General features: G+C 53.1%; 14 protein-coding genes and 1 tRNA gene. All 15 read left to right on the top strand.

The window, feature by feature from the left end:
* Positions 1-15 precede the first annotated feature (15 nt).
* The gene (gene odhB / locus AC2FC2_RS18595; protein ID WP_209636258.1) at positions 16-1,230 is read left to right on the top strand and encodes a 2-oxoglutarate dehydrogenase complex dihydrolipoyllysine-residue succinyltransferase; all 1,215 of its coding nucleotides are present in this window, start codon (positions 16-18) and stop codon (positions 1,228-1,230) included.
* Positions 1,231-1,472: 242 nt separating this feature from the next.
* Positions 1,473-2,639: an ADP-forming succinate--CoA ligase subunit beta gene (gene sucC / locus AC2FC2_RS18590; protein WP_012005704.1), complete on the top strand. Its 1,167-nt coding sequence runs from the start codon at positions 1,473-1,475 to the stop codon at positions 2,637-2,639.
* Positions 2,639-3,511 carry a succinate--CoA ligase subunit alpha gene (gene sucD / locus AC2FC2_RS18585; RefSeq protein ID WP_209636256.1) on the top strand — a complete coding sequence of 291 codons (873 nt, stop codon included), beginning with the start codon at positions 2,639-2,641 and terminating at the stop codon, positions 3,509-3,511. Before sucC ends, sucD begins: the two co-directional genes overlap by 1 nt.
* 795 nt (positions 3,512-4,306) lie before the next feature.
* Positions 4,307-5,875 (top strand): cytochrome ubiquinol oxidase subunit I, encoded by a 1,569-nt coding sequence (gene cydA / locus AC2FC2_RS18580; protein ID WP_490659704.1) that lies wholly within the window; start codon positions 4,307-4,309, stop codon positions 5,873-5,875.
* 14 nt (positions 5,876-5,889) lie between these two features.
* On the top strand, positions 5,890-7,029 hold the full coding sequence (gene cydB / locus AC2FC2_RS18575; RefSeq protein ID WP_265554343.1) for a cytochrome d ubiquinol oxidase subunit II: 1,140 nt from the start codon (positions 5,890-5,892) through the stop codon (positions 7,027-7,029).
* Between the two features lie 17 nt (positions 7,030-7,046).
* Complete coding sequence (cydX, locus tag AC2FC2_RS18570; RefSeq protein WP_004949761.1) at positions 7,047-7,160, top strand: cytochrome bd-I oxidase subunit CydX; 114 nt, start codon at positions 7,047-7,049, stop codon at positions 7,158-7,160.
* A complete protein-coding gene (ybgE, locus tag AC2FC2_RS18565; protein ID WP_265554335.1) occupies positions 7,160-7,456 on the top strand; it encodes a cyd operon protein YbgE in 297 nt (98 codons plus the stop codon). The genes cydX and ybgE overlap by 1 nt, the downstream gene beginning before the upstream one ends.
* Positions 7,457-7,586: 130 nt before the next feature.
* Positions 7,587-7,991, top strand: a complete 405-nt coding sequence (gene ybgC / locus AC2FC2_RS18560) for a tol-pal system-associated acyl-CoA thioesterase (protein ID WP_012005710.1) — start codon at positions 7,587-7,589, stop codon at positions 7,989-7,991.
* Positions 7,988-8,671, top strand: coding sequence for a Tol-Pal system protein TolQ (gene tolQ, locus AC2FC2_RS18555; RefSeq protein WP_209636248.1), 684 nt, complete (start codon positions 7,988-7,990; stop codon positions 8,669-8,671). Before ybgC ends, tolQ begins: the two co-directional genes overlap by 4 nt.
* 12 nt (positions 8,672-8,683) lie before the next feature.
* Positions 8,684-9,112 (top strand): colicin uptake protein TolR, encoded by a 429-nt coding sequence (tolR, locus tag AC2FC2_RS18550; protein WP_037418155.1) that lies wholly within the window; start codon positions 8,684-8,686, stop codon positions 9,110-9,112.
* Between the two features lie 81 nt (positions 9,113-9,193).
* The gene (tolA, locus tag AC2FC2_RS18545) at positions 9,194-10,435 is read left to right on the top strand and encodes a cell envelope integrity protein TolA (protein WP_209636246.1); all 1,242 of its coding nucleotides are present in this window, start codon (positions 9,194-9,196) and stop codon (positions 10,433-10,435) included.
* A gap of 133 nt (positions 10,436-10,568) precedes the next feature.
* Positions 10,569-11,861, top strand: coding sequence for a Tol-Pal system beta propeller repeat protein TolB (gene tolB, locus AC2FC2_RS18540; RefSeq protein WP_020825685.1), 1,293 nt, complete (start codon positions 10,569-10,571; stop codon positions 11,859-11,861).
* A gap of 44 nt (positions 11,862-11,905) precedes the next feature.
* Positions 11,906-12,415: a peptidoglycan-associated lipoprotein Pal gene (gene pal, locus AC2FC2_RS18535; protein WP_037418161.1), complete on the top strand. Its 510-nt coding sequence runs from the start codon at positions 11,906-11,908 to the stop codon at positions 12,413-12,415.
* Between the two features lie 9 nt (positions 12,416-12,424).
* On the top strand, positions 12,425-13,225 hold the full coding sequence (cpoB, locus tag AC2FC2_RS18530) for a cell division protein CpoB (RefSeq protein WP_209636237.1): 801 nt from the start codon (positions 12,425-12,427) through the stop codon (positions 13,223-13,225).
* Positions 13,226-13,404: 179 nt separating this feature from the next.
* Positions 13,405-13,480 (top strand) — tRNA-Lys (locus AC2FC2_RS18525).
* Position 13,481: the final 1 nt, after the last annotated feature.

Below are 13,481 nucleotides of genomic sequence, written 5' to 3'. Positions count from 1 at the left end.
ATTAAGGGAAAGCAAATGAGTAGCGTAGATATTCTGGTTCCTGACCTTCCTGAATCGGTTGCAGATGCGACCGTAGCCACCTGGCACAAGAAACCAGGTGACAGCGTCCAGCGTGACGAAGTTCTGGTTGAAATCGAAACTGATAAAGTTGTGCTGGAAGTACCGGCCAGCGAAGCAGGGATCCTCGATGCGATCGTGGAAGAAGAGGGCGCAACCGTGCTTTCTCGCCAGATCCTCGGCCGTATTCGCCCGGGCAACAGTTCAGGCAAGCCGACCGAAGAGAAGAGCCAGGCTAAAGAAGCCACTCCAGCTCAGCGCGCAACCGCCAGCCTGGAAGAAGAAAGCAACGACGCACTCAGCCCGGCGATCCGCCGCCTGATTGCCGAGCACGATCTTGATGCTGCTGCCATCAAAGGTAGCGGTGTGGGTGGCCGTATCACCCGCGAAGATGTGGAAGCACACCTGGCTAACGGCAAGAAAGGCGATAAGCCAGCTGCCGTTGAGGCCGCTCCGCAGCCTGCTCTGAGCGGTCGCAGCGAGAAGCGTGTACCTATGACCCGTCTGCGCAAGCGCGTAGCCGAGCGCCTGTTGGAAGCGAAGAACAGCACTGCGATGCTGACGACCTTCAACGAAATCAACATGCAGCCGATCATGGACATGCGCAAGCAGTACGGCGAAGCCTTCGAAAAACGTCACGGTGTACGTCTGGGCTTCATGTCCTTCTACATCAAGGCCGTGGTTGAAGCGTTGAAACGCTTCCCTGAAGTGAATGCGTCTATCGACGGCACCGACGTGGTGTACCACAACTATTTCGATATCAGCATTGCAGTATCTACCCCACGTGGCCTGGTGACCCCAGTGCTGCGCGATGTAGACAGCATGAGCATGGCGGACATCGAGAAGAAAATCAAAGAACTGGCAGTCAAAGGCCGTGATGGCAAATTGACCGTGGAAGAGCTGACGGGCGGTAACTTCACCATTACCAACGGCGGCGTATTCGGTTCACTGATGTCTACCCCGATCATCAACCCACCGCAAAGCGCCATCTTGGGCATGCACGCCATTAAAGATCGCCCAATGGCGGTTAAAGGCCAGGTTGTGATTCAGCCAATGATGTATCTGGCACTGTCCTATGACCACCGCCTGATCGACGGTAAAGAATCCGTGGGTTACCTGGTGACGGTCAAAGAGATGCTGGAAGATCCGGCTCGTCTGCTGCTGGACGTTTAGTAACCCTGATGGGCGCGCGACCCTTAAATAATTGAAGTTACATCGCGGCGGCAACGGAACGAATCCCCAGGAACATAGCGAACTATGTGACTGGGGTGAGAGAAGGCAGCCAACAAAGTTGTAGCTTCAAGTATGACGGGTACGCCGCGTCCACACTCTGTGCTATGTGGCCGATTAAAGTCATGCGGTTTTCCGCCAAAATGGCTCGGCTAAAACCTTCAGAACTGAATGGATAGAACATCATGAATTTACACGAATATCAGGCAAAACAGCTGTTTGCTCGGTATGGTATGCCGGCACCAACCGGTTATGCCTGTACCACACCGCGTGAAGCGGAAGAAGCCGCATCCAAAATCGGCTCCGGCCCGTGGGTGGTTAAATGTCAGGTTCATGCTGGCGGCCGCGGTAAAGCTGGCGGCGTTAAAGTCGTAAACAGCAAAGAAGATATCCGTGCTTTTGCTGAAGCCTGGCTGGGCAAACGTCTGGTGACTTACCAGACTGACGCGCTGGGTCAGCCGGTTCACCAGATCCTGGTAGAAGCCGCGACCGATATCGATAAAGAGCTGTACCTGGGTGCGGTAGTAGACCGTGCAAGCCGTCGCGTGGTGTTTATGGCATCCACCGAAGGTGGCGTTGAGATCGAGAAAGTTGCGGAAGAAACGCCGGAACTGATCCACAAAATGACCATCGATCCACTGGCAGGCCCGCAGCCTTACCAGGGTCGTGAGTTGGCCTTCAAACTGGGTCTGACTGGCAAGCAAGTTGGCCAGTTCGCCAAGATCTTCATGGGTCTGGCGACCTTGTTCCTGGAGCGTGATCTGGCCATGGTTGAGATCAACCCGTTAGTCGTCACCAAGCAGGGCGATCTGATCTGCCTGGACGGTAAACTGGGCGCCGACGGCAACGCATTGTTCCGTCAGCCAGAGCTGCGTGAAATGCGTGACCTTTCTCAGGAAGATGAGCGTGAATCCCGTGCGGCTCAGTGGGAGCTGAACTACGTTGCTCTCGACGGCAACATCGGTTGCATGGTTAACGGCGCAGGCCTGGCGATGGGTACCATGGACATCGTTAAACTGCACGGCGGCGAACCTGCTAACTTCCTCGATGTGGGCGGCGGTGCAACCAAAGAGCGCGTGACTGAAGCATTCAAAATCATCCTGTCTGACGACAAGGTGAAAGCCGTTCTGGTTAACATTTTCGGTGGTATCGTGCGTTGCGACCTGATCGCCGACGGTATCATTGGCGCAGTTGCCGAAGTGGGCGTTAACGTCCCGGTGGTTGTGCGTCTGGAAGGGAATAACGCCGAGCTGGGCGCCAAGAAACTGGCGGACAGCGGTCTGAATATCATTGCTGCGACCAGCCTGACTGATGCGGCTCAGCAAGTTGTTGCGGCAGTGGGGAGCAAATAATGTCCATTTTAATCGATAAGAACACCAAAGTAATTTGCCAGGGCTTCACCGGTAGCCAGGGGACTTTCCACTCTGAGCAAGCTATCGCTTACGGCACCAAAATGGTCGGCGGCGTTACGCCGGGCAAAGGTGGCACTCAGCATCTGGGCCTGCCCGTGTTTAACACTGTGCGTGAAGCCGTAGAAGCGACTGGCGCAACAGCGTCCGTGATCTACGTACCGGCGCCATTCTGCAAAGATTCCATTCTGGAAGCTATCGATGCAGGCATCAAACTGATCATCACCATCACCGAAGGTATCCCAACGCTGGATATGCTGACTGTGAAAGTGAAGCTGGACGAAGCCGGCGTGCGCATGATCGGCCCTAACTGCCCAGGTGTTATCACCCCAGGCGAGTGCAAAATCGGCATCATGCCTGGCCACATCCACCTGCCGGGTAAAGTGGGTATCGTTTCCCGCTCTGGTACCCTGACCTATGAAGCGGTGAAACAAACCACGGATACCGGTCTGGGTCAGTCTACCTGTGTGGGCATCGGTGGTGACCCGATCCCGGGCTCCAACTTCATCGATATCCTCAAGTTGTTCCAGGAAGATCCGCAGACCGAAGCGATCGTGATGATCGGTGAGATCGGTGGCAGCGCGGAAGAAGAAGCCGCCGCTTACATCAAAGACCACGTGACCAAGCCAGTGGTTGGCTATATCGCGGGTGTTACCGCGCCTAAAGGCAAACGTATGGGCCATGCTGGTGCCATCATTGCCGGCGGTAAAGGCACTGCAGACGAGAAATTTGCGGCGCTGGAAGCGGCAGGGGTTAAAACCGTACGCAGCCTGGCTGATATCGGTGAGGCAGTAAAAGCGGTTCTGAATCGCTAATTAACCGCCTGCAGTAGCCCATATTTAAACAGGGCCAGACTTTTTGTCTGGCCCTGTTTTTTTTGCCTGCCCTAGGCGGGAGCGTTAACCTATATCCCGTGTATCGGGCGTCAGGCACCTTTGGAGAGCCATTTCGTGGCGAAAAGAGGATAGGCGGCGGGTGTATATGCTGACTGTTTCAATCAATAAGTTTTCTTTTTTATTGCCAGAAATTATCAGAGCAAAAAAATAAGCTAAGCTTGTCCTGAGAGTAGGTTAATAAAAGCTAACATTAGTCACAGGCCAACTTCGATTTAAATACAAATAACCATTAAATATCACATCTATTTAACACAAAAGGCACGTAGATAGACTACGAAACCATTGTGTAACATAACCACAAGATAATTATGAGAAATTGTGAGCTGAATCTGGAAATAAAATGCAGATAGGCTTAAATTGTTTCAGATCAAATTACGTCTGAATACCTCTTTAGGCCAGAATTTGACCTGTAACCAAAAGTCTAACCCATATCACGTAAAAACCTATTTATTGTGTGGGATTGGGCGAGTATCATCCATGATGAAAATGGATGGTTGATCTTGTTGCATTTGTTACCCGTTGTCGGTTTTCAGTGGTGTGTTTAGTACATTGGCCGGTGTGGCCTGCGTCGAATGCATGGTTGAAAGCGGAGAAGCTGGATCAAATTTTTGTTGTGTTTAAGGGCATTCACTGCGGGGCGTTACCGGTAGCTTCACCCGAAGTCATATCGATAACCGCATGTCGGAGTCTTCCTGCGAGGAGCAAGGAGTCAAGATGTTTGATATTGTCGAACTGTCGCGCTTACAGTTTGCTTTAACGGCGATGTACCATTTCTTATTTGTCCCATTAACGCTAGGTATGGCGTTTTTGCTGGCAATTATGGAAACGGTATATGTACTGTCAGGCAAGCAAATCTATAAAGATATGACCAAATTCTGGGGCAAGTTATTTGCAATTAACTTTGCTCTGGGTGTGGCCACCGGTTTGACCATGGAGTTCCAGTTCGGGACTAACTGGTCATATTTCTCACATTACGTCGGTGATATTTTCGGGGCCCCTCTGGCCATCGAAGGTCTGATGGCGTTCTTCCTTGAATCGACGCTGGTCGGCCTGTTCTTCTTCGGCTGGGATCGTCTGGGCAAGGTGCAGCACATGGCCGTTACCTGGCTCGTTGCATTAGGCTCAAACTTCTCTGCGCTGTGGATCCTGGTCGCCAACGGTTGGATGCAGAACCCAATTGCCTCGGATTTCAACTTCGAAACCATGCGTATGGAGATGCTCAGCTTCTCCGAACTGGTACTCAACCCCGTTGCGCAAGTGAAGTTTGTACACACCGTGGCTGCCGGCTATACCTGTGGCGCGATGTTCGTTCTGGGTATCAGTTCTTACTACCTGTTGAAAGGCCGTGATATTGCCTTTGCCAAGCGCTCTTTCGCTATTGCTGCCAGCTTCGGCATGGCTGCCGTGCTGTCTGTTATCGTACTGGGTGATGAATCCGGTTACGAAATGGGCGACGTGCAGAAAACCAAACTGGCTGCCATTGAAGCCGAGTGGGACACTCAACCGGCTCCGGCTTCCTTTACCCTGTTCGGTATTCCGAATCAGGATAAAATGGAAAACTCCTACTCTATCCAAATTCCTTATGCGCTTGGCCTGATTGCCACCCGCTCAACAGATACCCAGGTCACCGGCCTGAAAGATCTGATGGCGCAGCATGAAGTCCGTATCCGCAACGGTATGAAAGCCTACCAGCTGCTGGAAGAGCTGCGCAGCGGCAATACCGACCCGGCAGTACGTGCTGAGTTCAATAAGGCCAAACAGGATTTGGGTTACGGTTTACTGCTGAAGCGTTATACCCAGAACGTCACCGACGCGACGGAAACGCAGATCCAACAGGCAACCAAAGACTCCATTCCACGCGTAGCACCACTGTACTTCGCCTTCCGTATCATGGTGGCCTGTGGCGTGCTGATGCTGTTGATCATCGGTCTGTCGTTCTGGAGCGTCCTTCGCGGCCGCATCGGCCAGAAGAAGTGGCTGCACCGTGCGGCGCTGTATGGCTTGCCATTACCTTGGATTGCGATCGAAGCCGGCTGGTTCGTGGCTGAATACGGTCGTCAGCCTTGGGCAATTGGTGAGGTGCTACCGACTGCGGTTGCGAACTCTTCACTGACTGCGGGCGACATTCTGTTCTCGATGGGGCTGATTTGCGGCTTGTACACCCTGTTCCTGGTGGCTGAAATGTACCTGATGTTCAAATTTGCACGTCTGGGTCCAAGCAGCCTGAAAACTGGCCGCTACCACTTTGAACAACCGACTGCCGCCGTGCAGGAAGCGCGCTAAACAGGAGTCCACGTATGTTTGATTATGAAGTACTGCGATTTATCTGGTGGGTCCTGATTGGCGTACTGCTGATCGGTTTCGCCGTCACCGACGGTTTCGACATGGGTGTCGGTATCCTGGTGCGCATTATCGGTAAAACCGATACTGAGCGCCGTGTGATGATCAACTCCATCGCACCGCACTGGGACGGTAACCAGGTGTGGCTGATCACTGCCGGTGGTGCGTTGTTTGCTGCCTGGCCAATGGTCTATGCGGCGGCGTTCTCCGGTTTCTATGTTGCTATGATCTTGGTGCTGTCTGCCTTGTTCTTCCGCCCGGTCGGTTTTGACTACCGTTCGAAGCTGGAAAGCAGCCGCTGGCGTAACATGTGGGACTGGGGCATCTTCATCGGCAGCTTCGTGCCGGCGGTGGTGTTCGGCGTGGCATTCGGTAACCTGCTGCAGGGCGTACCTTTCCACATGGACGAATACATGCGTCTGTTCTACACCGGTAACTTCTTCCAACTGCTGAATCCGTTTGGCCTGTTGGCGGGTGTGGTCAGTTTGACCATGCTGGTGACGCAGGGGGCAACTTACCTGCAGATGCGTACAACCGGTGAGATTCACCTGCGTGCTCGCGCTGCGGCGCAGATCTCCACGCTGGTGATGGCGGTATTCTTCCTGTTAGGTGGCATTTGGCTGGTAAAAGGCATCGATGGTTATGTGATTACCTCGGCGCTGGACACCATGGCAGAGTCTAACCCGATGCGCAAAGAAGTGGCTCATCAGGCCGGTGCCTGGTTGATCAACTTCAACAAGTACCCGCTGCTGTGGGCACTGCCTGCCTTGGGTGTGGTGCTGCCGTTGTTCACGGTTCTGTTCTCTCGCTTGTCGAAAGACGCGCTGGCGTTCGTGACGTCGTCATTGACCATTGCCTGTGTGATCCTGACCGCCGGGGTGACTATGTTCCCGTTCGTGATGCCATCAAGCACGGTGCCTAACATCAGCCTGACGATGTGGGATGCCACCTCCAGCCTGTTGACGCTGGAAGTGATGACCGTTGTCGCGGCGATCTTCGTGCCTATCGTTCTGGGGTACACCAGCTGGTCGTACTACAAAATGTTCGGCCGTCTCGACAAAAACTTCGTCGAGAACAACAAGCATTCGCTGTATTAAGGATAGGGAGCTAAACCATGTGGTATTTTGCCTGGATTCTCGGAACGCTTCTTGCCTGTGCCTTCGGCATCATCACGGCGCTGGCGCTTGAGCATCACGAAGATTCAAAAGCACAGCAAGACGGTAAGTAATGAGTTCGTCATTGACTGACAAGCTGTACGCTATCACTGATAAGGGCCCTATCAGGGCCCTTTCACTGGTGCTGGCGTTGATTTTGGCGGGCTGCATTTTCTGGGATCCAACCCGCTTTGCGGCGAAGACCAGCTCGCTGGAGATTTGGGAAGGCCTGCTGCTTATTTGGGCAGTGTGCGCCGGGGTGGTTCATGGCGTCGGGTTCCGACCGCAACGCACTTTGTGGCGTGCTTTTTTTGCGCCACTTCCGGCAATTGTGATCCTGGCCGCAGGATTACTTTACGTTTCTTTATAATCTCCGCTATACCCCCAAGTTATGGGCCATCGCGGCCCATAATTATTTTCGTTCCCATCTTGTAACCCATTCCCAACCCGATCCGTCTTGCGTATAGTAGCACCGTTAAATTGCATTGCTGGGAAGTAGAGTGAGTAATACGTTGTTTCGATGGCCGGTTCGCGTTTACTACGAAGATACCGATGCCAGTGGTGTGGTCTATCACGCCCGCTATGTGGCTTTTTTTGAAAGAGCGCGCACTGAGATGCTGCGTCATCATAACTTTCATCAACAGCAGCTGCTCAGTGAAAATGTCGCCTTCGCTGTCCGGCGCATGACGGTAGATTATCTGCTTCCCGCACGTCTTGATGACCAGCTGGAAGTTCAGAGTGAAATCACCTCGATGCGCGGGGCTTCTCTTACGTTTGCTCAACGTATTGTCAATTCTGACGGAACTCTTTTGAGTCAGGCCGATGTGTTGATTGCATGCATTGATCCACACCAAATGAAGCCGATAGCGCTTCCTAAGTCTATTGTCGCGGAGTTTAAGCAGTGAATGAGATGAACATCCTAGATTTATTCTTGAAGGCAAGCCTGCTGGTTAAGCTTATCATGTTGATTTTGATATGCTTCTCAGTGGCCTCCTGGGCGATCATCATTCAGCGCACCCGCATTTTGAATGCGGCTACGCGTGACGCCGAAGCCTTTGAAGACAAATTCTGGTCCGGTATTGAGCTTTCCCGTTTGTATCAGGAAAGCCAGGCACGTCGCGATAGCCTGACGGGTTCCGAACAAATTTTCCACTCTGGTTTCAAAGAGTTCGCGCGTTTACATCGTGCTAATAACCATGCGCCGGAATCGGTGATCGAAGGGGCGTCGCGTGCGATGCGTATCTCGATGAACCGCGAACTGGAAACGCTGGAAACCCACATTCCTTTCCTTGGCACCGTAGGTTCGATCAGTCCGTATATCGGCCTGTTCGGCACCGTGTGGGGGATTATGCATGCCTTTATCGCACTGGGTGCGGTTAAACAGGCCACGCTGCAAATGGTAGCGCCGGGTATCGCTGAAGCACTGATCGCAACGGCTATCGGTTTGTTCGCCGCTATTCCGGCTGTTATGGCCTATAACCGCCTCAACCAGCGCGTCAACAAGCTTGAGCAGAATTACGACAACTTTATGGAAGAGTTCACCGCTATTCTGCATCGTCAGGCCTTCTCCAGCGACAGCAAATAAGTAGGAGGTAGCATGGCGAGAGTTCGTGGACGTAATCGGCGCGAGCTGAAGTCCGAAATTAACATAGTTCCGTTGCTCGACGTGTTGCTGGTGCTGTTGCTGATCTTTATGGCAACGGCGCCGATTATCACGCAGAGTGTTGAGGTTGATCTGCCAGACGCCACCGATTCTAAAGCGGTGTCCAGTAGCGATAACCCGCCGGTAATCCTTGAGGTTTCCGGTGTGGGTCAATACACGTTAGTGGTAGATCACGATCGCATGGAGCTATTGCCGCCGGAGCAGGTTGCTGCCGAAGCCAAGTCGCGTTTAGCGGCTAACCCTAAAACGGTCTTTTTGATCGGTGGGGCAAAGGAAGTTCCGTATGATGAGATTATCAAGGCATTGAATATTCTCCATCAGGCGGGCGTCACTTCTGTAGGGCTGATGACCCAGCCGATCTGACCCTGAGGTCAGTGGCAACCCGGTTCCTGTGCTGTGGCGCAGGAACCCCGTATAAGCAACGCCAGTTTTTGGGAATCTATTTTGGTAAAGGCAACTGAGCAAAACGATAAGCTGAACCGCGCCGTTATTGTTTCGGTCGTTCTGCACTTTGTATTGATTGCCCTGCTGATTTGGGGATCGCTGCAAGAAAACGTCGAAATGAGTGCCGGCGGCGGCGGTGACGGTTCGGTCGTCGGTGCAGTGATGGTCGATCCCGGGGCAGTGGTGGAGCAGTACAACCGCCAACAACAGCAGAGTAACGACGCGCAGCGTGCTGAAAAGCAGCGCCAGAAAAAAGCGGAACAGCAGGCCGAAGAACTTCAGCAGAAGCAGGCGGCGGAACAGCAGCGCCTGAAAGAGCTGGAGAAAGAGCGTTTGAGCGCGCAGGAAAAAGCGGCCCAGGACGCCAAAGCACAGGCTGAACAGCAAAAACAGGCCGCAGAGCAACAAAAGCAGGCAGCTGAACAGCAAAAAGTGGCCGAGAACGCCGCGGCGAAAGCCAAAGAACAACAGAAAGTAGCGGAAGCGGCCGCTGCGAAGGCCAAGGCTGAAGCGGATAAAGTCGCTAAAGCGCAGGCGGACGCACAGAAGAAAGCCGAGTCTGAAGCCAAGAAAGAAGCCGCTGCTGCCGCAGCCGCCAAGAAACAGGCGGAAGAGGCGAAGAAAGCTGCTGCTGAGGCTGCAGAACAAAAAGCTGCCGAAGCCGCGGAGAAAAAGGCTGCTGCTGACGCCGAGAAGAAAGCGGCGGCAGAAGCCGAGAAGGCTGAGAAAAAAGCGGCCGCAGAAGCTGAGAAAAAAGCCGCTGCTGCCGAAAAGGCTGCTGCTGAGAAAGCTGCAGCCAAGAAAGCCGCAGATGCCAAGAAGAAAGCTGCTGCAGCCGCTGCACAGTCATCAGAAGTTGACGATTTGTTCGGTGGTCTGGCGGACGGCAAAAACGCGCCGAAAGGCGGCGGCAAGCAGAAGGGTGACGGCAAACCGGCGGGTCAGGGCAATGCCAAGACTGCGGGTGCCAGTGGTGCTGAAATCAACGGCTATTTGGGGCAGATTACTTCGGCCATTCAAAGCAAGTTTTACGACGCAGACTTGTATAAAGGACGTAAGTGTGACCTGCGGATCAAATTGGCACCGGACGGCCTGTTGATTGATGTTAAATCTGAAGGGGGTGATCCAGCACTGTGTCAGGCGGCAATAGCTGCTGCGAAACAGGCGAAGATCCCGAAACCGCCAAGTCAGGCAGTTTATGAGGTGTTTAAGAATGCTCCCCTTACGTTTAAGCCACAATAATGGTTGTTTTAGCTAAGTCATATCGCAGGGATGTACTAAGGTAACCAACAGGGATTATGTAGTTTTGTTTGCGTTGGTTTGTTAAAATTCTGCTAATTTATCGCAGGCATCCCGCCTGGATAAGGGAGATGAGATGAAGCAGGCATTTCGAGTAGCGTTAGGTTTTTTGATTCTGTGGGCGTCCGTTCTTCACGCGGAAGTTCGCATTGAAATCACCCAAGGGGTCGACTCTGCTCGTCCTATTGGTGTGGTGCCGTTTAAATGGGCGGGCCCAGGCACGCCTCCAGAAGATATTGGCAAGATTGTCGGCGCAGACCTGCGCAACAGCGGCAAATTCAACCCAATTGACGTGGCGCGTATGCCGCAGCAACCTACCACCGCGTCTGAAGTGACGCCGGCGGCATGGACTGCATTGGGCATTGACGCGGTCGTGGTCGGCCAGGTGCAACCTGGTGCAGACGGCGGCTACCTGATCTCTTATCAACTGGTGGACACCTCGGGTTCACCTGGCACCGTTCTGGCGCAGAACCAGTATAAAGTGACCAAGCAATGGTTGCGTTATTCTGCTCACACCGCCAGTGACGAAGTGTTTGAGAAGTTGACCGGTATTAAAGGTGCATTCCGTACCCGTATCGCTTACGTGGTGCAGACCAACGGCGGGAAATTCCCGTACGAGCTGCGCGTCGCGGATTACGACGGCTACAACCAGTTTGTGGTACACCGTTCACCGGAACCACTGATGTCCCCAGCCTGGTCGCCGGACGGCAGCAAGCTGGCGTACGTGACCTTTGAGAGCGGTCGTTCAGCGTTGGTTGTGCAGACGCTGGCTAACGGTGCTATCCGTCAGATCGCTTCGTTCCCGCGTCACAATGGTGCACCTGCGTTCTCACCGGACGGCAGCCGACTGGCTTTTGCGCTGTCTAAAAGCGGCAGCCTGAACCTGTACGTGATGAACCTTGGCTCTGGCCAAATCACCCAAATCACCGACGGGCGCAGCAACAATACCGAACCGACCTGGTTCCCGGATGGCCAGTCTCTGGCTTATACCTCCGATCAGGGCGGCCGGCCACAGATTTATAAAGTCAGTGCCAGTGGCGGTGCGTCACAGCGTCTGACATGGGAAGGCTCTCAGAACCAGGATTCTGAAGTCAGCTCTGATGGTAAATTCCTGGTGATGGTGAGCTCCAACAATGGTGCTCAGCATATCGCCAAACAAGATCTCGGATCGGGCGCCGTTCAAGTTTTAACCGGCACCTTCCTGGACGAAACGCCTAGTATTGCGCCAAATGGCACCATGGTGATCTATAGCTCCACGCAAGGTATGGGCTCCGTGTTGCAACTGGTATCGACTGATGGGCGTTTCAAAGCGCGTCTTCCGGCAACTGATGGACAGGTCAAATTCCCTGCCTGGTCGCCGTATCTGTGATGCATGTGTAAATATGTATGGCAAACTATAAAAGGATTAAAGAAATGCAACTGAACAAAGTGCTGAAAGGGCTTCTGCTGGCACTGCCAGTTCTGGCTGTAGCGGCTTGTAGTTCTAACAAAAGCGCAAACAACGACCAATCTGGTATGGGCGCTGGCACTGGTACAGAAAATGGCAGCAGCAACCTGTCTTCTGAAGAACAAGCTCGTCTGCAGATGCAAGAACTGCAGAAGAACAACATTGTTTACTTCGGCCTGGACAAGTATGACGTGAGCTCTGAGTTCGCTCAGATGCTGGACGCGCACGCTGCATTCCTGCGTAACAACCCGTCTTACAAAGTGACCGTAGAAGGTCATGCGGATGAGCGCGGCACGCCGGAATACAACATTGCCCTGGGTGAGCGTCGTGCTAACTCAGTGAAAATGTACCTGCAAGGTAAAGGCGTTTCTGCTGACCAGATCTCTATCGTTTCTTACGGTAAAGAAAAACCAGCAGTACTGGGCCACGACGAAGCGGCTTATGCTAAAAACCGTCGTGCAGTTCTGGTTTACTAAGAGAATCGCATGAACAGTAACTTCAGACGTCACTTGTTGAGTCTGTCGTTACTGGTTGGCGTAGCGGTCCCATGGGCCGCTACTGCCCAAGCGCCAATCAGTAATGTCGGCTCCGGCTCGGTCGAAGACCGTGTCACCTCACTTGAGCGCATCAGCAATGCTCAGGGCCAGCTTTTAAACCAACTCCAGCAACAACTCTCTGACAACCAGCGTGATATTGACTCTCTCCGCGGGCAAATCCAGGAAAACCAATATCAACTGAATCAGGTTGTTGAACGCCAAAAGCAGATCTATCAACAAATGGATAGCATCAGCCAGGGCGGCGCTCAGGGCTCTGCTGCCGCAGCAGGTGCCGCGGGTGGGGCAGCAGCGGCTGCATCTTCCGATGGCGCTGAGAGCGCGTCTGCGGGCGCTACAGCTGCAGCACCCGCCAGCTCGGGCGATGAAAACAGCGACTATAATGCCGCTGTTTCATTGGCGCTGGAAAAAAAGCAGTATGACCAGGCAATTTCCGCTTTTCAGACCTTCGTAAAACAGTACCCAAAATCGACTTACCAGCCTAATGCCAACTATTGGCTGGGCCAGTTGTTTTACAATAAGGGTAAGAAAGATGATGCGGCCTACTATTACGCGGTCGTGGTGAAGAATTACGGAAAATCACCAAAGGCACCGGACGCAATGTACAAGGTGGGTATCATCATGCAGGAAAAAGGGCAGGCTGATAAAGCCAAAGCCGTGTTCCAGCAGGTGATTAAACAATACCCAACCAGTGCTGCGGCCAAACAGGCGAAAAGTCGCGTCGCCGGTTAGCAAGCAAAAAAAATGAGCCCAGAAGTTAGTCGATTTGACCGATTTCTGGGCTCATTCGTGTGAAGAACAAGCAGTTGAACCACTTGTTCGAAAATTTAAGTTGCGCTGCCAAGATAAATTAGTAATATATGCCGCCGTTGCCAAGACATCTTGCAAGATGTTAAAGCAGCAAGGAAATTGGGTCGTTAGCTCAGTTGGTAGAGCAGTTGACTTTTAATCAATTGGTCGCAGGTTCGAATCCCGCACGACCCACCAA

The organism is Serratia sp. CoH_122_TC_1, assembly GCF_058191755.1.
Note: the sequence above shows the minus strand (reverse complement) of the source record. Positions and strands in the feature narration are given on the sequence as shown.